This is a genomic window from Uliginosibacterium sp. TH139, assembly GCF_002855595.1.
GTDB lineage: Bacteria > Pseudomonadota > Gammaproteobacteria > Burkholderiales > Rhodocyclaceae > Uliginosibacterium > Uliginosibacterium aquaticum.
In genome coordinates, this window is sequence record NZ_PKRR01000007.1 from 1 (window position 1) to 24,736 (window position 24,736).

A 24,736-nucleotide genomic window follows, 5' to 3' on the forward strand; every position below is an offset into this window, starting at 1 on the left:
ACGGCGACATAGCCACGCAAATGGCATGTCTCCGATAGACTACGAAAAGCAGTATTTCATGAAGCTCGGAGCAGTCTAGGGAAGCCGGGGCGATTCAGAGTTTGCGAACCTCATTCGGACAGTCCAGGCGCAGACCGAGAGGGAATGGAAGGAAGAGAAGCTTCAAAGCAGCTCTGGTTTCCTGGTCGTAGCGGTGCGCGAGGGAAGGAAGGTCAATGCTTGGTTTGATATGGAGCCTGCAGTCCCCATCGCACTCGAAGACAGAACCAAAAAGTTGATCCGAGAAAACTGGGGTTTCTATGTCTCTAGCGGCACCGTCGTCTTTGCGCTGAAGATCTCCATTAATGGCGCCATGGAGACGAGTCGTCAGACCCCAATGCCCAAAGAGTGGAAGGCTGCTATGAAATCGCAGACTTTGCCGGTCGAGACGGAAAATCTGGTGAAGTTGGTATGGCCGTGATCTGCAAAACGTCTAACCCTGCAGTCGAGCGGGACAGCCACAAGCTGCGCTTGTGGTTCCCTACGCTTCGCTTCGGCTGCCCCTCACTTCTACGTTGAACGTCTGCTTCCCAAGAATCCGACCGCCCGCAATGGGTCGGGAGTGTGAATTCGACGGATCGCGGATGAACGTTTGCGACGTTCGACGCTCAGCGGCAGCTAAGTGCTCGAGAGCAGACCACCCAGGCCTACTTGTCGAATGACTGTTCTGGCCGAGCTCCAGGCGTTGAGCTTCGGATAGACGGAGGTGGCGACAGGCTTTGCAGCAATGGTCGACTTGTTGTCGGCCTTATGTAGAGCTCCACATAAGGCCGATGATGAGTCCGTCAAAGCGTTGAAGGCTACTACAGTCGCGGTTCCGCTATGGTCTCCGCTACGTTGAACGCAAGCAGCGCCTGGCCCTAGCCCGCTGAGCCTCGCTTTGCCTGGAGAGGGTATTGATGCACAGCGAGAGCCTCCACTGACGGCCAATTGGCGGCTGACTGAATTCGGTGTATTCCGCGATGCGGCGCCCGATCGCTGGGGGCGCCGCGTCATCGAGAACAAGCTGCGGCGTGTTGGCCCATTGCCCGAATCAGAATACCTGCGCCAGGCTGGTAGCAGTGCAGCGCAAGTTTGCAACTCGGCGACCTGCCGATCAACGTCGCGGGCTATCACGCGCTCGCCGAGCAACTTGAAACAGCGCATTTAGGTTTCGATCAGGCTGCGCCAGTGGTACGCGCCGGCAGCTAGGCGATACAAAGTCGCGTGAATTTAAACAACGCCAACAGCGACCATTCGAAGCGCAGTCATTGTCGCGCGTGCCTAACGGGGCGCGCGTGGATTGAACGCAGCAGCAGAAGTCGCTGCCCGCATTTGGGTGCGGACGGTGGCAGGATCGTCACTGCGCCTTGGTCTTGCACGTGGCCTCGACCAGACCCGTCCGCCAGTCCTGATGACCCTTGATCATGATGTTCGGCTTGCTGGTGGCCAATGCCTGGACGGGCTTGCCTTTCTGGCTTTCCTGGGTGAGTGCGCACACTCGCCCGCCGGGCAGATCTTCGACCAACCAGGCATGGATCACGTCCAGCCGCTCCGTGCAGCCTTGCTCGCTCGCCCCGCCGCGCGAGGCTAACCACCGCTTTTCAGCCTGATCCAGGTCGAAGGGCCAATGTCGGCATTGGCCGAACTTCAGGTATTGATGCATGAGCCCGTAGGGGACGACAGGCTTCACTGTAATGACCGACTTGTCATCTGCCAGAACGATTATCCAGAGCTTCCACCTAGGGGGAACACAACCCGTTAGGTTGCTGACGTTCAACCATCGCCAGCCATTGCTGCCGTTGCTCTGTGCGACAGCCATGAGGTTAACTGATGTTGCCGTAATCACGGCGCCTTTCTCAGTCGGCATCCGTGTAACCGGCCTGCTGGATCTGGGCAAGCACGGCTTGCCTTTCGTCAATGCCCTTAAGACTTCTTAATGGTTGGTCTATTGTTTTGCAAACAGGAATAATTCTTAATTGCATCCTGTCTGGTGCCCTCCATTAGGTCGGTGCCTCTGCTTTCTTCAATACGATCAAGAGGTTCTTCCATGCGTTCCTTCTTCAAGCAACTGCAAGCCTTTCTGCGTGACGAGAGCGGTGTGACCGCCATCGAGTACGGGATTCTGGCTGCCGCCATGGCGGCTGCGGTTGGTGTGATCTTTGGTTCCGACGGGGCCTTCGTGACAGCCCTGCGCGACAAGTTCACCAGCATCGCGAATGACATCACAGCTTCCGGGCAGGACATCAAGCAAAGCGGCACCACCGGCAACTAAGTGTTGGCAGCCGGGCCGGACTTGTATTCCGTGTTTTCAGACGCCGCCACGCTCGTGTTGAGTGCCGCCCTGATCTGGGTGGTTTTCTCGGATGTTCTCTATCGCCGGATCAGCAACTGGCTGGTGCTTGGCCTGCTGGGGCTCTGGCTGGCGGGGCTGGCCTGGCGCCTGTGCCAGGGCGAGGCGGCGGTCTGGCCGAAGGGAATGGCGAGCGGTTTGCTGACCGCGGCGCTGGTGTTGCTGGTGGGGCTCGGCTTGTTTGTGGTGCGCTGGGTCGGGGCAGGGGACGTGAAGCTGGTGGCTGTGCTGAGCCTGTGGTTCGGTGATCAGGCCTTGAACTTTCTGCTCATCACCTCGATGACGGGTGGGGTCCTGGCCTTGGGCCTGCCGCTGCTACGGATGCTTGAACTGCTGCTGGCGCGTGCGGTGCTGCGGCTTTCGCAGGGGTTGGCCCTGTACTGGCCACGTCTGCTGATTCCGGAGCCCGTGATGTTGGGCTCTTCTGCGCCGCAGGGCATTCCTTATGGCCTGGCTATCGCGGCGGGCGCGGCCTGCATCCTGAGCCTTGGGTGACTGGTTTTGCGGCATTGCAGCCCCTGGGGGGCGCATGCCGTTGTGTGGGAGATAGCAAGTGAAAAGCAAATCGGTTGTGTTGTTGACGGGGGCCTTGATGCTTGCGACGGCGACGGCTCTGGTGGCGCGGGCGCTGATGCGGCCGCCGCCCCCGGTGACCATCGTCAAGGAGGTGCCGGCGGCTCGCCCGGTGGTTTTCCGTGTGCTGAGCGTGCAGCGTGATCTGCTGCCGGGTGAGTTCATCAACGGTGGCGTGCTGAGCTGGACCGAGGTGCCGGAAAGCGATCTGCGTGCGAGTCATTTTTCGGTGCGCAGCGATGGTGACGCGCTGGCGGTCGAGCGAGGCCTTTATGGTGCGACACCGCGTCGGCCACTGGCTGCCGGCGAAGCTCTGACCCGAGATGCCCTGGTCCGTGCCGGCGAGCCGGGCTTTGTGTCGGCGGTGCTGGCGCCTGGCATGCGTGCGGTATCGATTCCCACCAGTGCGGTGGCCAGCAATGCGGGCCTGGTGTCTGCCGGTGACTGGGTGGATGTGATCCTGAGTCTTGAGCGGGATACTCAGTTGTCGAGCGAATCCAGCAGCCCTGTGGCTTCCCTGGCGGCACAGACCATCCTGCGCCGCGTGAGGGTGCTGGCGCTCAACAACAATGTCGAGAGCATTGCACCTGCCTTGCCTCAGGAAGAGGCAGAGCGTGAGCCCAAGGGCAAGGCTGTGCGCAGTGCGTCGAGCCGCCCGGTGTATGAAACGCTGACCCTGGAGGTGACCTCCGAAGCCGCAGAGCGGCTGGCGGTGGCACGGGAAGTGGGCACCCTGCAGGTGGCCTTGCTTGGGGTGAAAGAAGGCTTGCCGGGGCAGGGTGATGCTGTCGCGACGGCAGAAGCGGCAAGCCCCGCGCGGCGTGTGACGCGGCTTTCCGATACCACCGAAATCTTCCCGAATGCCCGGCGCAGCGGTGCCAGCGTCACGGTGAAAACCTACGAGGGAAGCAAGCAAGGCGCGATCAGTTTCTGAGTGCTGGCGGCGTCCGGCGCCGGGCGTTTTCCTTTTTCCGATGGCGGATGTGTGTCCTGCTTGGCCGGGCATATTTTCTGTTAATGACAAATAGATAGAAATGACGTGGTTCCATGAGCTTCCAGTCGATCCCCAGACGTGTCTCCCGCCTGTCGCTGTACAGGTCTACCGTGGTGTTGCCCATGCTTTGCTTTGCCGCCGTAGCGGCGGCGGCTGAAACCCGGGCCGCCCCTTCCGTCGTCGTCAATGCGGCGCCGTCCAGCTTGCCTGCGAATCTGCGTCAGGTGGCAGAGCAGGGGCAGGTGCGTGTCCGTGTCCGTGAAGGCAGCTTGTTGCAGTTGCCGCGGGCGGCTGCCAAGGTGCTGGTGGCTGACCCCAAGGTGGCGAGTTTCCAGATGCCCTCGCCGAGCAGCCTGTTCGTGTTTGGCGAGAGCGTGGGTACGACCACGCTGTATGCGCTGGATGCCAAGGATGAGGTGGTTGCCGCCTTGCGTGTGGTGTCCGAGCACAACCTTGATGCCTTGCGCGAGCAGATCTCGCGTGCCGTGCCTGACGCCCAGGTGGAGCTGGAGCCCTCGGTGAATGACCGCATGATTGTGCGCGGCAAGGTGCGCACACCGATCGAGGCGGCTCAGGTGGTCGAGCAGGTCCAGGCCTATCTGGATGGCAACGGCAAGACGTCGGGTTCGGCAGGCGCTGGCCCGGCCCGCAGCGGCCAGAGCAGTGGTGTCATCAACCAGCTCAAGGTCGAGCTGTCCTCGCAGATCAACATCCAGGTGCGGGTGGTCGAGGTGTCGCGCTCCCTGTCGCATGAGCTGGGTTTCAACTGGGCCTCGGTGCTTGATGGTGCCACGATGGGCGTCGGCAATGCCTCCGGCGTATTCACCGCCATGAACGGTGGTGGCTACAGCGCGCTGATGCCCAGTACGGTGACTGGCGGTGCGGCGATTGGCGGCACGATCGTCCAGCGCGGCTCGTTTTCGCTGGGGGGCTTGCTGTCCGCACTTTCCTCCCAGGGCATGGCCACCGTGCTGGCGGAGCCGAATCTGACCGCGATGTCCGGCGAGAGCGCGGCCTTTGCTGCCGGTGGCGAGGTGCCGATCGTCATCATCACCAACAACAATGTTCAGATCGACTACAAGTCCTACGGCGTGATCCTGCGCATGACGCCGACCCTGCTCTCGGCCAATCGCATCAGCCTGCACATCGCACCCGAGGTGAGCGAGCTGAGTTCCGAGGGGCAGGTCGTGCTTGACGGCGGAACCACCATTCCCGCCTTCACCGTGCGCCGTGCCGACACCACAGTCGAACTCGCCAGCGGCCAGAGCTTCGCGCTTGCCGGCATGTTGCGCAGCACCAGCGCCCAGCAGATCAGCGGGGTGCCCGGGCTCTCGCGCATTCCCTGGCTCGGACGCCTGTTCGAGCACGAACTGACCGAGGCCAAGGAATCGGAGTTGGTTCTTCTTGTCACGGCCCAGGTGGTTGATCCGGTGTCGCAGCAGACGCTGCAGCTGACCAACAGGGGCATTCCTTCTATTGACGCCGCTTTGCCCGAGCTGGGCAGTGCCGGCTATCTCTACTGATACAGCAGGAGCTCCGAAATCATGAAGCACGACGTCCAGAGACTCGAAACCGGCGCGGCGCCTTCGCCCGGCTCCAGGGCCTGCCTGCTTGGCCTGGCACTGGTGATGGGGCTTTCCGCCTGCGAGACCTCACTGAACAATATGCGGATGGCATCCTTTGGCAAGGACACGATCCCGTCGCCGGTGGTGGAGCCGCGTGCGGTGGCGCTTGCCCTCAGAGTCGCCGAGGATCAGCGCGGGCTGACCGAGGCATCCCTGCGTGAAGCCAATCGCATGCTGTCCAGTCAGGGGCGTCTGCAGTCGCAGACCCTGAGCATCACCCCTTTCAACGAGCGTGGCGAAGCCCTGGCAAAACGCCTGGCCCAGGCGCTGGTACGCAGCGGTGCCCGCTCGCCGGTGGTGAAACCCCGCCCGGCAGATGCGGCGCGCCTGAAAGAAGCGAAGGACAACACGTGGGATCTGGAACTGCAGTCCGAGGCCTTGGTGGTCAGCCTGCCTGACTGCCGTGTTGCCCGCCCGGATGAACTCATGCTGCGCCCCTATGACGGCATGGGCCGGCTGGGCTGTGCCACGCGCGCCAACCTGGCGGCCATGGTGAGCGACCCACGCGACCTGATGCGCCCGCGCACGCTGGATGGCGGCAATGGTGCCGCCGCCGTGAGTGCGGTGACGCGTTATCAGGAAGGCGATATCCGCGATCTGGTCGACATCGATTTCAAGGACTGAGCATGAACAAGAGCCCGAATTCTGCGTCGAGCGAGCGCACCGCTGAGAGCTTGGTGGCCTTCGTGGCTGAACCAGAGCGCGCGGCATTGGCCGACATGCTGGCCCGGCTGCAGCGCGAGCCTCAGGCGCTGCTGCCCGGCGGTGTGGCCGAGGCGCTGGCCTGGGCGGCCGGCAATGTGTTGCCCGGCATGCTGCTGGTGGACCTGGCGGGGCAAGCGCATCCCTTGCAGGCCCTGGCCGAACTGGCCGCTGCCTACGGCCCGGCAACCCGGATCATTGCCGTGGGTGACACCCAGGACGTGGATTTCTACCGCCAGTTGCTCCAGGCCGGCGCCGTGGATTATCTGCTCAAGCCTTTGCGACTGAGCCTGCTGGCCAGCACCCTGGAGCGTGCCGCCAATGGTGTGCCGCTCGGCATGGGCGAGCGCTTGCCCGGCGGGCGCACCGTGGCAATCACCGGCGCGGGGGGCGGGGCTGGTTGCAGCACCATTGCTGCAGCGCTGGGGCAACTGATCGCGGGCCAGCGCCAGACGCCTTGCGTGCTGGTGGATTTTGACCGTAGCAAGGGTGATTTGCCCCTGTTGCTGGGCACCGAGGCAGACGCCGGGCTGGCGGCCTTGCTCGCTGCGCCCGAGATTGATCCGCGCATGCTGCAGCGGAGCATGCACAGCCTGCCTGCCGCGCTCAGTGGTGGCGTGCCGCAGCGCCTGCATTTGCTGGCCCAGCGCCCGGCCGCACACCTGCCGGTGGATCCGGAGCGTGTGCTGGAGCTGGGCGGCGCACTCACCCAGCTTTTCTCGCTGGTGATCTGGGACATGCCGGCCTGCCACACCGAAGGTGTTGCCGAGGTACTGGATCACGCCGACGTGCGCCTGGTGCTCTTCGAATTGAACGTTCAATGCGCTCGTCATGTGCACCGGCTGGTGCAGCGTTTTGGTGACGAGCGTTCCGGCCAGCGCCTGCTGCTGGTGCTCAACCCGACGCGCCCTGCCGGCGCTGCTCGGCTGACTCAGGCGCAGTTCGAGGAATTCATCGGTCGCCAGGTGGATCTGGTGTTGCCCCATGCCGGCTGCCTCCTTGCCGACAGCTTGCTCAAGGGCCCGCTGGACCTGGCCAGTCACCCTGCCTTTGCACAGGCTTTGCTGGGGCTTGCCGACAAGTTGCTCGGGCGCAAGCCGCAAGCCGCTGCAGCGCCCAGGGCAGGCTGGGTGCAGAAACTGCTGCGCAACACGGCGGACCGCCATTCGTATTCCTGAGCACGCCAGAGAAAGAGAACGACGAAGATGCTGCCCCGAAAATCTCCCCAGCTGCGCCTGCAGATGCCTGCCGCCAATGCTCCGGTGGCGCAGGCCGCTCCTGCCGTGCCTGCCAGCAAGCTGACGCCTGCGTCGATGAGCCCGCAGCCCTTGCCGACGGGCACGCGTGCCGTGGTGACCGAGCCGCCTGCCGCGCCGCTACGGGTCGAGCCGACGCCCCGTGGCGCAGCCAGCAGCGAGCAGCAGTCGCAGCGCCGACTGATCCGCACCGCCTTGTTCGAACAGATTGATCCGATGAAGGCTGCGGCGATGCCGCGTGAGCGGCTACAGGGCCAGATCGATGCACTGATCCGCCGGATCTGCGATGAGCAGCGCCTGCAGCTTGCCGCCCAGGAAGAAAGCCTGATTGCCCGCCAGATGCTCGACGAGATGGTCGGCATCGGTCCGGTTGAACCCTTGCTGGCCGACGACAGCGTGAACGACATCCTGATCAACGGGGCCAACCAGGTGTTTGTCGAACGCTTCGGCAAACTGGAGCTCACCTCGATCACCTTCATCGACGAAGAGCACGTCTTCAACACCGCACAGCGCATCGCCGCCCGCGTGGGGCGGCGTATCGACGAGGCCAACCCCATGGTGGACGCACGTTTGCCCGATGGCAGTCGGGTCAACGTGATCACCCATCCGCTGGCGCTCGATGGCACCACCATTTCGATCCGCAAATTCATGCGCCGCGACCTCTCGCTTGAATCGCTGGCCGAGCGCGGCGCGATGTCGGCAGAGATGGCGCAACTGCTGCGCCGGGCGATGGAAGCGCGGCTCAACGTCATCGTCTCCGGCGGCACCGGCGCGGGCAAGACCACGCTGCTCAATGCCTTGTCGCAAAAGATCAGCGAAGCCGAGCGCATCGTCACCATCGAGGATGCCGCTGAACTGCAGCTCCAGCAGGTGCACACCGTGCGCCTGGAAACCCGGCCCGAGAGCGCCGAGGGCGGCGGGCGCGTCGATCAGCGCGACCTGCTCAAGAATGCGCTGCGCATGCGACCGGACCGCATCATCCTCGGCGAAGTGCGTGGCGGTGAATGCTTCGACATGCTGCAAGCCATGAACACCGGGCACGACGGCTCGCTGTGCACGGTGCATGCGAATACCCCGCGTGACGCCCTGGCGCGGCTCGAGAACATGGTGATGATGGCCAACATGCAATTGCCTCTGGCCGCCATCCGCCGCCAGATCGCCAGCGCGGTGGACCTGATCGTGCAGATCGAGCGCATGCGTGATGGTGCCCGCCGCCTGGTCTCCATCGTCGAGGTCTGCGGCATGGAAGAGGAAGTCATCCAGACCCAGGAATTGTTCGCCTTCAAGACGCGCAGTTTCAGTGCCGGTGGCAATGTGATCGGCGAGCACCTGGGCAGCGGACTGCGGCCCAATTTCTACACCGAGAAGGCGCACCTCTTCGATCAGGGAGGCGTCTGATGCTGGATCTGTTCACCCTGCTGGTGTTTGTGCTCGTCTTCATAGGCTTCTTCACGGTGCGTGCGCTGAGTGCGCGTGAGCGGCGTGAGGAGGCTATTGCCGCGCGTCTGGCCACACTCAAGCGCGAGTTGTTGCATCGTCTGCCCGAAGCCGCTTTGCAAACCGCGGACTCGATTGCCATCCCGCCGGAGCGGGCCTGGTTGCCCATCGCTTTGCAGAATGGGCTGGCGCAGCACCCGAGGCTTGGGGCGGCGCTCGACGGGCTCTACATCGGCCTGCAGCGCATCGGCTGGTTGCCCGGCCTGCGCAGCCGGCTTGTGCTGATCGCTGCCGTTGCCGCTTTCCTGGGCATGCTCTTCGGTCGCATGACGCCGGTGCCGCTGGCCGCCGGTCTGGGGGCGGGTCTGCTGTGCTTTGCCGCCATCCTGCTGCTGGGCTACCAGACGGCGATGGGCAAATACATGGCCGAACTCACCCGTCATCTGCCGGAATGCATCGATGCCATCACCCGCATCTGCCGTGCCGGGGTGCCGCTGCACAGTGCCTTCGCCATCACCGCAGCCAATCAGCCCGGGCCACTGAGTGAGGAATTCAACCAGGTCGACCAGTGGCTGCGCCTTGGCCTGCCGCTGCGTCAGGTCATGCAGACCTCGGCCCAGCGCGTGCCGCTTGCCGAATACCGTTTCTTCGCGGTGATCCTGATCATCAGCCAGGAGTCCGGCGGGCGTCTGGGCGATACCCTGGAGCGCCTCTCGGCCACGCTGCGTGCCCGCGCCGAGCTGAAGATGAAGGTGATGGCCAAGACGTCCGAAGCCCGTGCCTCGACCAAGATCGTGGCCCTGCTGGTGCCGGGGGTGCTGGCCTATATGTACCTCAACGCACCGGCGGATTTCCGTTTCATGTTCAGCGATGCGGCCGGGCTCAAGGTGACCGCTTATGCGCTGGGCAGTGTGGCCCTTGGCTTGTTGATCACCCACCTCATGGTGCGGCGCGTCGGATGAGGGCCCGGGCATGAGTGAAGATCTCTTTTTCGATGTCCTGCTGGGGCTGTTCCTCACGAGCCTGATTGCGACCGTATTGCTGTGGCGCCGCGAGCTGACCCGCAATCCCTTGCAGGAACGTCTGCAAGCGCCCGGCACGATCAGGCTGGGGCAGCCAGGGGAGGGCATCCTCCTGGAGCAGGCGCCACTGGCGCCCTGGTTGGGCCGCCTCGCAGCATTCGGTGAGCGTGCCGCCGGCACCGCCCAGGATCGCGCGACGCTGCGCCGTCTGCTCGGCACGGCTGGTTGGCATCGCCCCGAGGCATTGGGCCTGCTGATGCTGGCGAAATATGCCTGCGGGCTCTTGTTCTTTGTCGGTGCCCTGTGGGGTCTGCTCGCACCGGCCAGCCGTTTTGGCCTGACCGGGCTCGCCGTTGGCTTGCTGGCGCTGTTTGCCGGCACAACCAGCCCTGAACTGCTGGTGAAGCGGCGCGCGGCACGGCGTCACGAGAGTCTGACGCGCAGCATGCCTGACGCCCTCGACCTGATGGTGATCTGTGCCGAGGCCGGTTTGCCTTTCCCGCGCATCCTCAAGGTGGTTTCCCGCGAGCTGGCCCTGAGCGCACCGGTCATGGCCGAGGAACTGAGCTACACCAGCGCCGAGCTGCAATTGCTGCCCGATCGTGCCCAGGCCCTGCGCCATCTGGCCGAGCGCACCCATGTGGCGGCAGTGGAAAGCATGGTGTCTTCACTGATCCAGGCCGAGCGCTACGGAACGCCGCTGGCACAGGCCCTGCGCACCATCGCCGATGAAAGCCGCAGCAACCTGATCCTCAGTCTGGAAGAGCGTGCCGGCAAATTGCCCGCGCAGCTCTCGCTGCCCCTGATGACCCTGATCCTGCCTCCTGTGGTGGCTTTGGTTGCCACGCCCGCGCTGATGCGCGTCATCCGTTCCCTGATGTCATGAAAAAGACCCTGTCACGCTTTTCTGTCTTTGCCTTGATCCTCGCCTTGACAGGCTGTGGTGCCATTTCGGTGCGCAATGAAGCCGTGCTGAGCAGCCGCACGCTTCCCGCTGCCTCGACTGTTGCCGGCCTGCCCGCTGCCGTGCCCGCGCGTCAGCCGCAGGAGGAGAGCGCCGCCAAGCTCGCAACCGAGCGTGAGACGCGCCGCGGCGAAGGCTTGCGGCTGGCCCGACTGCTGCGCGATCAGGGGAGTTTCCAGTCCGCCGCCGAGGTCTATGCGCAGATGGATCGCAAGCAGCTGCTCACCCCTCTGGAGCTGCTGGAATACGCGAGTACAGCGGCCACCGTGCAGGCTTCGCAAGACAGCCTTGCACTCTTCGGCCGCGCGCGGCGCGAGTTGCAGCGCAGTGGTGAGGCGCTTTCGCCTGCCGCCCGGATCGCTCTGTGTGGTGGCCTGGGCCGGGCACGGCTGGCACTGGGGCAGACGCAAGAGGCCTTGCATGACTTTGAGTGCGTGCTCCAGCAGGATGCCGACAATCTTCCCGCGCTCAATGCCAGCGGGGTTGCGCTGGATGCCCTGGGCCGCCATGAGCAGGCCCGCACCCGGTTCGCCCGTGCTGCGGCACTCGACCCGGCAGATTTCCGCGTGCTCAACAATCTCGCCCTGTCGCATCTGGCCAGCGGCAATGCGAGCGAGGCCATCCGCCTGTTGAACCAGGCCAGCGCCACCGGCTTGCCGACCGCACGCCTGAACCTGGCCCTGGCCTATCTGCTCGACGGGCAGGATGCCCAAGCGCGGCAATCCCTCGGCTTCCTGTCTGGCCGCATGGCAGACAAGGCTTTGCAGACGCTGGAAAGTTACCGGGCGCGGATCCGCGCTGGCGCACCGGTGGCTGCGGAATTCCTGGCTGCGAGCCGCCAGTTGCTGGCGCTGCGCGAGGAGAACAAGTCGTGAGAGGCGGATTCTCTGCGCGTCGCCAGCGTGGCACGCTGGCAGTGGAAGCCGCTTTCGTGCTGCCGGTGGTGATTGCTGGCGCCATGATGTTCATGGAGCTGGCCAGCATCGGCCTGACCATCGACATCGGCAACACCGCGCTGGAGCGTGCCCTGCAGGAATTCCGCCCGGCAGGGGCGGCCGGCATCGAGAGCGATGGCATGGAAGCCCGGATCCGCCAGCAGATGGCAGCGGCCTCCCATGGTTATCTTGCCGAGAGCAACATCGTCGAGGTCAGTGTGGAGCGTTTCAGCTCGCTCGACGCGATGGGCAAGGGCGGTGACAGCGAGGCGGATGCCGCGCAGAGCAGCAGCCAGCAACAGGTTCCGGTCTGGCGGATCACCGTCGACATCCGCAAGGACTTCATCACGCCGATTCCACGTCTGCTGGTGATGGACAACGCCACGTTCCGCTATCGCTACCAGCAACTGCTGGGCTATCTGCCCAAGGATGCCGGCTGATGCGCCCGATGACCCGCTCCTGTCGTCAGCGCGGCAGCCTGGCTGTCGAGGTGGCCTTGCTGATGCCCTTGTTGTTCGGCGTCGGTGTGGTCGGCAGCGACATGTACCGTGTCGGCATCACCCGTGCCGAGCTTGAGCAGCGCAACGGTTCACTGACCCTGACCCTGGCCATGCAGCAGCAACTCACCGAGAGCGGGCTGCAAGCACTGGTAGAAGTGGGCACCCAGGACGCGCCGGCGCGCTACCAGTTGCTGATCCTCAATGTGTTGCAGTCTGGCAAGGTCAATTGGGGTTTCAAGCGTGGTGCCGGGGGAGCGCTCTGTGATTCGCCGGTCAGCGGCGGTCTCTATACCGGTGAGCTGCCGGAGGCTATGCCAGCGGAGCAGGGCGACAGCAGTGATGACACCAGCACGTTTTCCTACATCGTGGTGCACAGCTGCCGCAGCACGGCAGACATCACCCTGGCAGGTGGCGTGAGTCTGCCCGATGTGTTGCAGGTCCGTACCGTTCAGCGCGCGATCATCCTCAAGCCGACGCTGGATGAATCCCTCACCAACGAGAACAAGGCCACGGGACTGGCCTACAGCGAATCATGAACCGACATCACGCTCGCGGGGCTGCGCTACCCCTGATCCTTATGCTGGTTGCCGGTCTGCTGTCGATCTCGGTCTTTGCACTGGATGCGGCCCGCTTGAAGAGTGATGCCGCCCAGCTCAAGCGCGCCACCGATGCGGCCGCGCTGGCGGTGGCACAGGCGGTGGCGCGCGAGCCGGATACGGATGTACAGACGCTTGCGGAGAGCTATGTGCGCAGCAACCTCGGAACGGATGCCGCGCAACTGTCAGAGGGTTTGCTCATCCAGCTGAGCCCGGTTTCAAACGAGGAAGGCAAGGGTTACACCGTCAGCGCCAGCTTTGCCGGCACCCCTCTCCTGGCCGGGGCCGGCACGCAGACGGTCAGCGTGTCATCGACCGCGATCGCTCGCTATCAGCCGCTGGAAGTTTCATTGGTGCTGCCCAATACCCTGAGCGAGAACGCCAGCAATCTTGCCGTGCTGCGGCGCCTGGGTCGGCACTTTGCAGAAAACCTGGTAGACAGCCGGGAAAACGCATGGCTGGCGCTGGTGCCTTATAGCCAGGCGGTGAACGTGTCGGTCGAGCTGGGTCCGCCTGGTCCGGGCGCCGAGCATGCGCAGCGTCTTCGGCAATGGGCGATGGCCAGTGCGCTGCGCCCGGTCGAATTGACCGCCTTGTTCCGCAGCGGTTATGCCGGCCTGACGGACCGCCGTATTCCGGACCGTCGTGCCAATCTGCTGTGCATGTATCGCGGTCTCAATCTGGACGAAAACTACTTCTGGGACCAGCCCCCAGGGGGGCAGTTCAGGATCTACTACCGCGCCGATCTGCCCGAGAACGGCAGCCCCGGCGCACCAGCCATCAGCTGGATCGGCCCCAACCCGACTTTCGGTCAGGCCAACGGTGCCAATGACACCCGCTGGATGGTGGCGGACAAGGGCTGCCCGCATGCTCCGCTGCTGCCGCTGAGCAATGATCTGGACAAGATTGGCGAGCGGCTCGACCAGATGACGACGCGCTTCAATGTCAATTACGCGATTGCCATGGGCTGGGCGGCGATGGCGCTGGCGCCGGCTTTTCAGGGAAGCTCGGGCTGGGGTCTTCCGAATGGCTTGCCGGGTGAATTTCTGGATGACAACAGCGGTAGTTACAAGACCATCGTCATGCTCGTCAATACCACCGGCCAGCGCTGGTTCGACAGCGATTCCTACAACGCCTATGTCGGTGAGAGCGTGGATGGCGGCGCGACTCAAGGGGGCGGCGTCAATGATTCGGTCATTACCCGGCGCTTCGCCCGGCTGTGTGACAGCTTCCGTCAGCGCAAGCTGCGCTTCTTCCTGATCGCCGTGGGCCAGGACGAGATCCCGAACAATGATCTGAACGCCAGCGGCACGATTGATGGGGCTTCTCAATTCAGGCGCATCGCTGGGCCGGGGCTGACCAACTGCGCCGAAGATAAGGGCGACATCACTTATCTGTCCGGCTTCGACTTCGTGGCTCGGGAAGGCACGATCCAGGACCGCCTGGACGAGATCCTCAAGGACATCCGACAGAAAAGCACCTATGTCCGTTTGATCGATTGATGCCTGCTTTTGCTGCCCATTTTCATTCCTATTGCCCCGGAAGATCGTCATGACCACACGCCTACCTTCGCCGCGTCGTTTCCAAGCCCTGGTTCTGGAACCACGCATGATGTTCGATGCCGCTGCGGTGGCCACGGTCGACGCAGTGGCCAAGGAGGTTGCTGCCAGCACCGATGCACCGGGCATCCAGGCCACCCCGGTGAATGCCACGATCACCGTCACCGATACGACGGACAGCTTTCCGGCGGTGGATCTGTTCAAGGCGGTCAGCGTGACAGCCGAAACCGCCAGTACGGCCGAACCCCTGAGCACGCTGGTCATCAGCATCGATCGCGCGGGTAGCAATCAAGCCCTGGTGATCGATGGCAAGGCCATCACGCTCGAAGCCGGCAGCGGTACGACACGCGCCGCCGACGATGGTTATGTCTATAGCGTGACGGTTTCAGGCAGCACCACGACCATCACGGTGCAGATCAATTCTTTCGCCTCCGACACCGTGGCCGGCGCTCAAGCCTTGATCGATGGTCTGGCCTACCAGGCACTGGACAAGACGGTCAGCGCCGGCACTGCCACCGTGACCCTGCGCAGCCTCAGCGATGAAGGGGGGCAGAGCAGCGATCTGAGTGCGATCCAGGCGAGTATCACCATCGACAGTGCGATCAATGCGGCACCGGTGATCGAGGCCGTCAGCGCGCTTGAAATCCGCGAGCAGTTGACGCTGGCCGAGCTTGGCGCCAACGAGGTGGCCTATTCCACGGACGGCAACTTTGCCTATGTGGCGGGTAGCAACGGCATCCAGGTGTTTTCGGTGGACAGCATCGGAACACTGAGCGCCCTGCAAACCTTCACCAGCACGGATCTGGGCAGTGTCAGCCAGATGGTCGTCAGCAGCGATGGCAAGTCGATCTACAGCATTTCCGGTACGGCCACGGTGGTGCAACTGAGCTTGTCCAGTGATGGCCGCATCGTCAGCGCCAGCACCGTTGCCACCGGGAACGGCAATGCCACCGGTGGCCTGGCGATTTCCAGCGATGGCGCCTATGTCTATGTGGGTACCCAATACAACGACGTGGTCATATTCAGTCGCGATGCAACGACCGGAGCCTTGGCTATATTCGGCCGTGCCGCCAGCAATGGAAATGGACGCGACGGGGTCATTGCCACGCAGGGTGATCATGTCTACGTGTTCTACGCCGGGGTCGGGGTCCTGAACCCGGCCAGCCTGACTGTCTACCAGCGCAATGCCGATGGCAGCCTGAGTCTGTTGACCAGCATCACTTCCAGCACGATCGGCCGGGGTACCGCGAATGACAGCCTGGTCGTCTCGGCAGATGGTCAGAGTCTTTACGTCGCGGACCCGGACAATGGCGTCATCGCCATCTTCCAGTTCAAGAACGGAGCATTGAGCGAGTCAGGCAGCGTCGCCTTGAGTGGGGTTGGCAGCCTGGCGCTCAGCGCGGACGGCAGCCAGCTTTATGCCGCTCGCAGCAATGGCACGCTCCAGGTCTATACCCTCGAAAGCAATGGCGATCTGAGCCCTGTCGGCAGCGTGACCGGTGCGGGCAGCGGCAGTGATATCGCGGTCTCGGCACAAGGCTCGCTGCTGGTCGCAGGTGGCACGCTGAGCCGCTACAGCGATATCCACAATCTGAACCTGGGTGAGGCGGGCAGCTTTGCCAGCGGGCTGCGCTTGAGCGACAGTAATTTCGATGTATTGAATGCTGGCGCCGGTAACTACAAGGGCGCCAGCATCAGCGTCAGCCCCAGCGTTGCGGGGGGCAGCTTCGGCTTCACAGCAGGCAATAGCCTGGTCTTGTCCGGCAGCAGCATCACTCTGGATGGCAGCGTGATCGCCAGTTTCAGCGTCGATGGGCAAGGCCGGCTGAGCGTCAGCTTCAGTGCCGACACCAGCACGGCGGTGGCCAACCAGGTGCTGCAGCAACTCACTTACAGCAGCGCTGCGACAACGGTCGCCGGCAGCCTGCTCACACTCGATGTTCAGCTCAGCGATGGCTTGCTGGTCAGCAGTGTTTTGAGCCTGAGCTTTCGTGCCAACAGCGTGCCACAGGCCAGTGCCGGCGACTTCACGCCACCCAAGGTCACCACTGAAACCGCCTATAGCACCACCTTGCCGGCCACGCTGTTTGCCGATCTCGACGGCGATACGCTGAGCTGGTCGGTCTCCGGCCTGCCCGCCGGGCTCAGCTTTGACCCGCTTACCCGCACCCTGTCCGGCAGCACCGCCGCCGTGGGGCAATACACGCTCGTCGTCACAGCAAGCGATATCTATGGCGCCAGTGCTTCATTGACGCTGAGCCTGGTGGTCGAGCAGATCGACAACCGTGCGCCGAGCGTGAGCGCGGATGCACCGGCCACGCTGGCCAGCGTGACAGTCGGTAGCGCCTACAGTCAGACCCTGAGCGCTGCGCTGTTCAGTGATGCCGACAGCGTGTACGCCGACAGCACGCTGAGTTGGAGCGTCAGCGGCCTGCCCGAGGGATTGGTTTTCGACGCCGCGACCCGCACGCTCAGCGGCACACCAAGCAGTGTGGGTGACTATCAGATCAATGTGAAAGTCACCGATGAACACGGTGCCAGCGCTGAACTGAGCCTGAGCCTGCGCGTGATCTCCCAGGCCGAGGCCGACAACCATACGCCGGAACTGGTGCTTAGTGCAGACCAGCTGATCTACAGCAGTGATGGCAGCCTCAGTGGCTACAACTATTACGTCAACAGCATTCAGCTGTCCGCGGATGGCAGTACCCTGGTGATCGCTGGCAGCACGGCCAACAACGCAGGCGGCACTCACTACCTGAGCGTCTATGCACGCGATACCGCCAGTGGGGCGCTGACGCTGCTGCAAACCTTCCGTCAAGGCACGGCCGATGATGGCAATGCCGACAACGGCATCGAGATTGACGGCCTGCAGGGTGTCACGTCGGTGGCCTTCTCGGCCGACGGCAGCGTGCTTTACCTGGCTGGCTATAGCTCTACCGGCAGCACTACCGCCTATACCCTCAGCGTGTTCCAGGTGGATGCCAGCAGCGGCACGCTGAGCCTGCTCGGTCAGCTGGCCGGGCCCAGCGAGAAGGTCGTCGACATTCGCGCAGCCAGCGAGGGCCGCAATCTCTACGTACTGTCGGCCACGACGCTCTACACCTATCAGCTCAGTGATGCGGGCAGCTTGAGTCTGCTTGACAAGGACACTTCCAAGGCCGGGCTGGGGACCGCCGTGACCATGGCCGTCGGCAACGACGGCACCGTGTACGTCCTCGCCTCCAATTCACGTCTGACGATCTTTACCCGTGCGTCCGATGGCAGCCTCAGCGAGGCGGGTCAGCTCACCCGCAGCGGTACCACGCTCACCTATTCCGATGCCATCAATGGAACCAGCAGCAGTTTCACCATCAGCAGTTCGAACGCTTTCAACGGGGGCGCTTCACTTGCCGTCTCTGACGACGGGCATATTTACCTGGTGACTACCAACGGCTTCCTGACCACCCTGAACTATGTCAGCGAGAGCAACTCCCTTAGCCTGGTCAACGCCACCAACAGTGTTTACTCCAGCCTCAGCCAATACCCGCATGTCGTTTTCCTGTCGGAGGACGGCACGACGCTCTACGCTGGCGGCGGTGCGAGCAGCAAGCTGGCGATCTACCACCTGGCGGCGGATGGCACGCCGGTTCTGGCCAGCACCCTGAGCATCGCCGGCGCGGTGTCGCGAATCACCGTGAGTGCCGACGGCCAATCGATCTACGCTGGGCGCAACCTGTACGCTGGCACTCCGGTGCTGAGTCTGGTCAGCGCACCTGCTTCCCTGAATCTGGCCTATGCCGAGGGCAGCAGCATCCACCCGGCCACGTCTCTGAGTCTGGCGGATGCCGATTACGATGCGCTCAATGGCGGCGCCGGCAATTACAAGGGCGCGACCCTGAGCCTGGTGCGCTCAACGGGGGCCAATACCGATGACAGCTTTGGTTTCACGGAGGGCAACGGCCTCAGCCTGGAGGGCAGTGAGATCCTGCTCAATGGCGAAATCATCGCCCGTTTCAGCAGTGAGGGCGGCACGCTCTGCGTGGTCTTCACCGGCGATGTCAGCACGGCTGTCGCTAATGCGGTGCTGCACCAGATCAGCTACACCAACACGGGCAAGGATCCCGGCGCCCTGCTGAGCCTCTCCCTGGCGGTACAGGATCAGTTTGCGAGCGGCAAGGCCTCGATGAATATCGATCTGACGGTGAGCGAGGTGAACGATGCGCCGACCGTCAGTTCCACGGCGCTCAGCACACAGCAGAGTGCCGGCAAGGCGGCCGTCGATCTGTTTACGGATGTCTCCGTGTCCACCGTCGAAAGCGTGCAGGCGATCACCAGCCTGACGCTGACCGTGTCCGGTCTGCACAATGGAGCTAATGAAACCCTGCGGATCGATGGCACTACGGTGGCTTTGGTGGCCGGCAGTGGCACGACGACTAGTGGCTACAGCTGGCAGGTCAGTGTCGATGCCGACACCGGGGTGGCGACTGTGGTGCTGAGCAGCAGCGCAGGCTTGAGTAGCACGGCAGCCGCCAGCCTGATCGATGGCATCGCCTACGCCAATACCGACAAGGCTACTGGTGTTGCAGGGGCGCGCGTGATCACGCTGAGCGCCATCCAGGACAACGGTGCTACGGCCAACGGTGGCGTCAATGCGAGCGTGCTTTCCATTGCGGCCACGGTGCAGGTCGAGGTGGGGCAGGATCCGGCGCTCGGCGCCGAAACCGGTGCGCTCGAACTGGCTGAACTGATCAGCTCGGACAACTACCCCAGTCCCTATGCCGGCTTGCTGGACGTGGTCAGCGTGGGCGACCAGGTCTATGCGCTGCGCACCACTTCAGAGTGGGTTTATAACGAGGAAACGGGCACGGGTAGCGATGTCGAGATCACGACCCTCTACACCTTCCTGCGTAACGCGGATGGCTCGCTGAGCCTGCAGGCGACGCTGGATGCCAGCGCAGACAACGGCCTGCAGGGCGGCAGCGCCATCGGCGTGTCGAGCGATGGCGCAACACTTTATGTAAGCAATGCCAGCGGTATTGCTGTGTTCAGTCGTGACACCGCAAGCGGCGCGCTGAGCGCCCAGGGCAGTCTGGAGATCGCCATCACCGGCGAGGTCAGCGTCCAGGGCAACAAGCTCTATCTGACGGCCGGCGACACGCTCAAAGTGTTCCAGCGCGAGAACGGCAGCTGGGTCGAGCAAGACTCGGAAACGGTCAGCAATCTGGAGGCCCAGTTCAGCGCGCTGCAATTCTCCAGTGATGGCCTTTTCCTGTTCGCCGGGACCACCGGCGGTGACACGCTGGTCAGCGTGTTCAGCGTCAGCAGTGATGGCAGCCTGGTGCATCTGCGCGATGTGCAGGGCGCCAACCCGGCGGCGAGCGAGCAGTACTACTACACCAGCTCGCTCACCCTGTCGCCCGATGGCAAGACGCTGTATGTCGTCGATGACAGCAGCGTGCACAGCTTTAGCGTCGGCAGCGATGGCAGCCTGAGCACGACAGGCAGCGTCATCACGCTCGATGAACAGCCCAAGCAGCTGATCGTGTCTCAGGATGGTGCCGCGCTGATCGTCATCGCCGAGAGCAAGATCGGTGTGTATCTGCGCGATGCGTCTGGTGCACTCGAATTGCACGAGTGGATCAGTGGCGTCGGAGAGGCTTACAGCTGGGGCGGTTACGAGATCGATTTCGGTAGCTTGCGCCATGCCAGCCTCAGTGCCGATGGCAGCCAGCTCTACCTGACCGGCACCTTCTCCTGGAACGACGGTTTGCTGGTGCTGGATCTGAAGCCCGCCACGTCCACTTACGTCGAGGATGGCGAAGCTGTGGCCTTGCTGCCCGGCGGGACATTGTCCGATCCGCAACTGGACGCGCTCAATGGCGGTGCCGGCGACTATCAGGGCGCCAGCATCGTCATCGAACGCAGCGGTGGCGCCCAGGCCGAGGATGTCTTCAGTTTCCTCGCAGGCAACGGCCTGAGCCTGGAAAACGGCAAGATCCTGCTCAATGGCCAGGCCATTGCCGACTTCGTCCAACAGGACGGCAAGCTCAGCCTGAGCTTCACGGCCAACATCAGCCAGGCCACGGCGCAGAACGTGCTGCGTCAGATCGCCTACAGCAACAGCAGCAACGACCCCGCCGCTACGGCAAACTTTCAGCTGCAGCTCAATGATGGGAGTGGTCATACCGACACCCTGGGCGTCGATGTCACGCTCGAAGGTGTCAATGATTCACCCTTGATCGAGACCAGCGGGCTGAGTCCGACCTTCCATTCCGAAGGCGAGGCGGTCAAGCTGTTCCAGAACACCCGCATCGATACCGTGGAGGCCGGGCAGACTGTCTGGCAGGTGGTCCTCACCCTGGATGCCGCCAATGCCGGCGACATTCTCGGTGTGGACGGCGGCAAGATCGTTCTTGATAGCTCCACCAGCGGCACCCTCACCACCGGCACAGGCATCGTGTACGCGGTGCAGATCGCAGATGGCAAGACCATCGTGACCCTGTATCTGAACGCCAGCGCGGAGCGTGCCCAGAGCGCCATCGACAGCCTGAGCTACAGCAACAGTGGTGACGGCCTCAGCGGCAGCCGCAGCATCAGTCTGAGCATCAAAGACTCTGGTGGCGGTGACGATGCGGCCACGGCGAGCAGCCAGGCCCTGGTCAGCCTGGCCGCTGCCAGCGCCGTCAATAGCGCGCCCAGCCTGGGCGGCGGCTCTGCGGTCAGCTATAGCGAACAGGCCGCCGCGATCGCCATTGCACCGGGCGTGACGGTGAGCGATGCGCAGATGGACGCCTTCAATGGCGGTGCCGGCAATTACGACGCTGCGGTGCTCACCCTAAGCCTGGGCGAAGGTCACAGCGCAAGCGATAGCCTGGGCTTCCTGTCCGGCAACGGCCTGAGCCTGAGCGGCAGCAGCTTGCTCAAGGACGGCAAGGCCATTGCTAGCTTCAGCATCTCCGATGGTGTGGTGACGATCCGCTTCAGCGATGCGGCAGGTGTGATCCCGACCACGGCCGATGTGCAAAACGTGCTGCGGCAGATCAGCTATGCCAACAGCAGCGATGCGCCGGTGAGCAGTGTGGCGGTTCAGATCACCCTGGTCGACCAGCGCGGCTTGAGCTCCGCAGCGCTGGAGCTATCCATCGCCATCAGCGCCAGCAATGATTTGCCGAGTATCGGTAGCGACCCGGTGCTGTCGCTGGGGGCCTTGGAGTCCTTGCAGCAAGTGGCTGCGGTAGCCGGGCTGGATACGCTCAGCGCCGGTACGCTCTCCAGCGATGGGCGCCTGGTCTATGTCGCCGATGTCAATGGCGCCATCGCCTTGTTCAGCCGCGACACCAGCAGCGGGGTGCTGAGCTATGTGAAGACTTTCGCGGCAGCGTCTGGCTTGAGTGCCATCGAGCAACTGCAGCTCTCTTCCGATGGCAAGACCCTGTATGCCCTGAGTGAGATGGCACAGAGCCAGCAAGGTGTGATCGCCTGGTTCAGTGTCGACAGCGCGGGCCAGATCACATATGCCGGTTCGATATCCGAGGACTATGCGCTGCATGGCGGCGCGCTCTCCGGCATCGAGGGGGTTGCACTCTCGGAAGATGGCCAGAACCTCTACCTCTTCAGCAGCGGCAACCAAAAACTGGTCTGGCTCAACCGTGATGCCAGCAGCGGTGCCTTGAGCTACGCCGGAAAAATCGATGGCGACATGTGGAGCGCCCCCAATCTCTGGGCGGCGACCGACATCGTTAGCGAGGGCGATCTGGTCTATGTGGTCACCAATGCCGCCGCGGGTTCTTCCCTGATCGTCTATCAGCGTGACGCCAGCGGTGCGCTGAGCCTGCTCGGCTATACCCGCACCGGCAGCGCCGCGCTGCAGGGCCTGCAACACGTCACCGTCAGTGATGACGGCCGCACTGTGGTCGTCACCAGCGACTCGCAGATTGATGCTTTCTCGCTGGATACCGGCAGCGGTGTGCTGACCCACCTGGGCTCGATCAGTGCTTCCGGGATCATTGATGTGAGCCTCTCTACGGACGGCAAGGCGCTGTTCGTCAGCCTCGCTGATGGCACGCTGAACTATTACGCCACAGCAAGCTGGCAACAGCTTTCCTCGCACAGCGGGCAGAGCGGCGCGCAGCAGCTCGCCGTGTCCGCCGATGGCGGTCTGCTGGTGCTGGGCAGCGGCCTGGATGTGTTGAGGGTGCCGGAGCAGACTGTTCCGGCGGTGCAGATTGGCGGTACGCCGGTACTGCTGGCGCCGGCGCTGAGCCTGAGCGACGCAGAGCTGGATACAGCGAACGATTATCAAGGCGCCAGCCTGAGCCTCATCGGTCAGAGCGGTGATCGCTTCGGCTTCCAGGATGGCGCAGGCTACAGCCTCAGCGGCACCAGCATCCTGTTCAATGGCAGCGAGGTCGCCACCCTGGTGCAGAGCGGTGACAGCGCCACGCTGAGCTTCAGCGCCAGCCTGAGCCAGGCGCAAGCCAATGCCATCCTGCGCCAGATCACCTACAGCAATGCAAGCGGCAGTGCCGGTAGTCACAGCATCAGCCTGGTGTTCAACGATGGGCAGGCCAATAGTGTCGCGTACAGCCAGCAGGTCACCACCCTGGCGTCGAGCAATCAGGCACCGCTTGCCAGCGAGGTCAGCTACAGCCTGAGCACGGCCACGGTTGGCCAGGCCTATCAGGTGACGCTGCCGGCCAATCTGTTCAGTGACCCGGACGGCGACACGCTGAGCTGGACCGTATCCGGCCTGCCCAGCGGTCTGAGTTTTGACGCCGCGACGCGCACGCTCTCCGGCACGCTCAGCAGCAGTGGCTCCTACACGCTGACCGTGACGGCGACCGATCCCTCGGGCGCTCAGGCGCAGCGCAGCTTCAGCTTGAGCGTTGAGGCGGCCAATGCCGCGCCGGTCGCCAGCGAGCTCAGCTACAGCCTTAGTGCGGCCACCGTCGGCCAGGTTTATCAGGTGACGCTGCCGGCCAATCTGTTCAGTGACGCGGACGGCGATACGCTGAGCTGGAACGTGACGGGCCTGCCCAGCGGTCTGAGTTTTGACGCAGCGACGCGCACGCTCTCCGGCACGCTTGGCAGCAGCGGTTCCTACACGCTGACCGTGACGGCGACTGATCCCTCGGGCGCCCAGGCGCTGCGCAGCTTCAGCTTGAGCGTTGAGGCGGCCAATGCCGCGCCGCTCGCTAGCGAGGCCAGCTACAGCCTGAGCGCGGCCACAGTCGGCCAGGCTTATCAGGCGACGCTGCCGGCCAATCTGTTCAGTGACGCGGATGGCGACAGCCTGAGCTGGAGCGTGAGCGGCCTGCCCAGCGGTTTGAGTTTTGACGCCACCAGTCTGAGCCTCAGCGGCAGTCCGTTGCAGGCGGGGGACTATCCGTTGCTGATCAGCGTCGGTGACGGACGTGGCGGTAGTGCGACGCGCAGCATTCTGCTGACGGTGCAGGTGGAAAGCTTGCCGCTGGCGCAAAGCCCGACGGTGGTGCCGGTCGTGCTACTGAGCACCGAGCGGGTCCGCGAGGCGCCCGAGCTGAGCGCCGCGCAAGGGATGCTGTTCCAGCGGCTGGCGACATCGCTCGGCGTAAGCGAGCCAGCAGGTGTGGCCACCTCGCCCGAGCCTGAGCCTGCTGAAAGCGGGCGTGCGCTGCTCGACATGCTGGATGCCGCCGAGGCCCAGCGTCTGGCGGATGAGCAAGCCGAAGCCGGAGCCTTGCTGGCCGATGGTCAGCGCACGCCACTCGCGCTGGCGGCGGCCGACGGCGGGCTATCGGCGCGCCTGGAGCGTTTCAGTGCCAGCTGGCAGCTCGATGTCAGTGGCAACCGCCAGTTCATCGTCTTGCCGCGTGGTCTGTTCCAGAGCAGCGAGCCGCTGCTCAGTATCAGCCTGCGGCTGGCGGATGGGCGCGTTTTGCCGGCGGACAGCGGCATCCGCCTGGACCAGGAACAAGGCCTGATTGTGGCCGTCGGTCATCGCAACAGCGCGATCCGGCTGCTGCTCGAAGCCCGCACCCTCGACGGGCGCACGCTGAGCATCCCGCTGGAGCTGCAAGCCGATGCCGCCGCAGCCGACAGCGCTGCGCCCGGCCTTGCCGGCAAATCCTCCTTGAGCCAGTTGCTACGCACGCATGCAGTGCCTGATCTGCGCGCTGATGCTGCCCGCTTGCTCGCCAGTCTGCAGTCTCCGAATGCTGCAAATCCTCACTAATAACGAATTT

General features: G+C 63.7%; 15 protein-coding genes and 1 pseudogene. 14 read left to right on the forward strand and 2 right to left on the reverse strand.

The features are described 5' to 3' along the window. Positions 1-1,080: 1,080 nt before the first annotated feature. Both C0V76_RS20245 and C0V76_RS20115 read right to left on the reverse strand, forming a co-directional pair. A pseudogene (locus tag C0V76_RS20245) lies at positions 1,081-1,215 on the reverse strand (IS5/IS1182 family transposase); the annotation flags it as partial. A 163-nt stretch (positions 1,216-1,378) separates the two neighbouring features. Beyond that, positions 1,379-1,840 (reverse strand): hypothetical protein, encoded by a 462-nt coding sequence (locus tag C0V76_RS20115; RefSeq protein ID WP_216821759.1) that lies wholly within the window; start codon positions 1,838-1,840, stop codon positions 1,379-1,381. A gap of 228 nt (positions 1,841-2,068) precedes the next feature. On the opposite strand from C0V76_RS20115, the gene C0V76_RS14940 reads away from it, so the two are divergent. From C0V76_RS14940 to C0V76_RS15005, 14 genes are all read left to right on the forward strand, one after another. Then, the gene (locus C0V76_RS14940) at positions 2,069-2,293 is read left to right on the forward strand and encodes a Flp family type IVb pilin (RefSeq protein WP_101943422.1); all 225 of its coding nucleotides are present in this window, start codon (positions 2,069-2,071) and stop codon (positions 2,291-2,293) included. A 30-nt stretch (positions 2,294-2,323) separates the two neighbouring features. Then, positions 2,324-2,866, forward strand: a complete 543-nt coding sequence (locus tag C0V76_RS14945) for a prepilin peptidase (protein WP_101943686.1) — start codon at positions 2,324-2,326, stop codon at positions 2,864-2,866. Between the two features lie 58 nt (positions 2,867-2,924). Beyond that, positions 2,925-3,878, forward strand: a complete 954-nt coding sequence (cpaB, locus tag C0V76_RS14950; RefSeq protein WP_158239254.1) for a Flp pilus assembly protein CpaB — start codon at positions 2,925-2,927, stop codon at positions 3,876-3,878. Between the two features lie 182 nt (positions 3,879-4,060). Next, a complete protein-coding gene (locus C0V76_RS14955; RefSeq protein WP_254048256.1) occupies positions 4,061-5,461 on the forward strand; it encodes a type II and III secretion system protein family protein in 1,401 nt (466 codons plus the stop codon). Between the two features lie 21 nt (positions 5,462-5,482). After that, positions 5,483-6,187 (forward strand): CpaD family pilus assembly lipoprotein, encoded by a 705-nt coding sequence (locus C0V76_RS14960; protein ID WP_101943425.1) that lies wholly within the window; start codon positions 5,483-5,485, stop codon positions 6,185-6,187. Positions 6,188-6,189: 2 nt separating this feature from the next. Further along, the gene (locus tag C0V76_RS14965) at positions 6,190-7,443 is read left to right on the forward strand and encodes a response regulator (RefSeq protein ID WP_101943426.1); all 1,254 of its coding nucleotides are present in this window, start codon (positions 6,190-6,192) and stop codon (positions 7,441-7,443) included. 27 nt (positions 7,444-7,470) lie between these two features. Then, positions 7,471-8,919: a CpaF family protein gene (locus C0V76_RS14970; RefSeq protein WP_216821760.1), complete on the forward strand. Its 1,449-nt coding sequence runs from the start codon at positions 7,471-7,473 to the stop codon at positions 8,917-8,919. Further along, entirely contained in the window at positions 8,919-9,920 is a 1,002-nt protein-coding gene (locus tag C0V76_RS14975) for a type II secretion system F family protein (protein ID WP_101943427.1), read from the forward strand. Before C0V76_RS14970 ends, C0V76_RS14975 begins: the two co-directional genes overlap by 1 nt. A 10-nt stretch (positions 9,921-9,930) precedes the next feature. Continuing rightward, positions 9,931-10,866, forward strand: a complete 936-nt coding sequence (locus C0V76_RS14980; RefSeq protein WP_101943428.1) for a type II secretion system F family protein — start codon at positions 9,931-9,933, stop codon at positions 10,864-10,866. After that, positions 10,863-11,819, forward strand: coding sequence for a tetratricopeptide repeat protein (locus C0V76_RS14985; protein WP_101943429.1), 957 nt, complete (start codon positions 10,863-10,865; stop codon positions 11,817-11,819). The genes C0V76_RS14980 and C0V76_RS14985 overlap by 4 nt, the downstream gene beginning before the upstream one ends. Beyond that, on the forward strand, positions 11,816-12,319 hold the full coding sequence (locus tag C0V76_RS14990) for a hypothetical protein (protein WP_101943430.1): 504 nt from the start codon (positions 11,816-11,818) through the stop codon (positions 12,317-12,319). The genes C0V76_RS14985 and C0V76_RS14990 overlap by 4 nt, the downstream gene beginning before the upstream one ends. Further along, complete coding sequence (locus tag C0V76_RS14995; RefSeq protein ID WP_101943431.1) at positions 12,319-12,915, forward strand: TadE/TadG family type IV pilus assembly protein; 597 nt, start codon at positions 12,319-12,321, stop codon at positions 12,913-12,915. Before C0V76_RS14990 ends, C0V76_RS14995 begins: the two co-directional genes overlap by 1 nt. Beyond that, positions 12,912-14,477 carry a pilus assembly protein gene (locus C0V76_RS15000; protein ID WP_143707439.1) on the forward strand — a complete coding sequence of 522 codons (1,566 nt, stop codon included), beginning with the start codon at positions 12,912-12,914 and terminating at the stop codon, positions 14,475-14,477. Before C0V76_RS14995 ends, C0V76_RS15000 begins: the two co-directional genes overlap by 4 nt. Positions 14,478-14,526: 49 nt before the next feature. Beyond that, positions 14,527-24,726 (forward strand): putative Ig domain-containing protein, encoded by a 10,200-nt coding sequence (locus C0V76_RS15005; protein WP_101943433.1) that lies wholly within the window; start codon positions 14,527-14,529, stop codon positions 24,724-24,726. The last annotated feature ends 10 nt before the right edge of the window (positions 24,727-24,736 follow it).

Bases quoted from the DNA above. Each gene is read 5' to 3' on its own strand.
- C0V76_RS14970 (WP_216821760.1), top strand. From the start codon at position 7,471: ATGCTGCCCCGAAAATCTCCCCAGCTGCGCCTGCAGATGCCTGCCGCC.
- C0V76_RS14940 (WP_101943422.1), top strand. From the start codon at position 2,069: ATGCGTTCCTTCTTCAAGCAACTGCAAGCCTTTCTGCGTGACGAGAGC.
- C0V76_RS20115 (WP_216821759.1), bottom strand. From the start codon at position 1,840: ATGGCTGTCGCACAGAGCAACGGCAGCAATGGCTGGCGATGGTTGAAC.
- C0V76_RS14965 (WP_101943426.1), top strand. From the start codon at position 6,190: ATGAACAAGAGCCCGAATTCTGCGTCGAGCGAGCGCACCGCTGAGAGC.
- C0V76_RS14985 (WP_101943429.1), top strand. From the start codon at position 10,863: ATGAAAAAGACCCTGTCACGCTTTTCTGTCTTTGCCTTGATCCTCGCC.
- C0V76_RS14980 (WP_101943428.1), top strand. From the start codon at position 9,931: ATGAGTGAAGATCTCTTTTTCGATGTCCTGCTGGGGCTGTTCCTCACG.
- C0V76_RS15000 (WP_143707439.1), top strand. From the start codon at position 12,912: ATGAACCGACATCACGCTCGCGGGGCTGCGCTACCCCTGATCCTTATG.
- C0V76_RS15005 (WP_101943433.1), top strand. From the start codon at position 14,527: ATGACCACACGCCTACCTTCGCCGCGTCGTTTCCAAGCCCTGGTTCTG.
- C0V76_RS14975 (WP_101943427.1), top strand. From the start codon at position 8,919: ATGCTGGATCTGTTCACCCTGCTGGTGTTTGTGCTCGTCTTCATAGGC.
- C0V76_RS14960 (WP_101943425.1), top strand. From the start codon at position 5,483: ATGAAGCACGACGTCCAGAGACTCGAAACCGGCGCGGCGCCTTCGCCC.
- C0V76_RS14995 (WP_101943431.1), top strand. From the start codon at position 12,319: ATGCGCCCGATGACCCGCTCCTGTCGTCAGCGCGGCAGCCTGGCTGTC.
- C0V76_RS14955 (WP_254048256.1), top strand. From the start codon at position 4,061: ATGCTTTGCTTTGCCGCCGTAGCGGCGGCGGCTGAAACCCGGGCCGCC.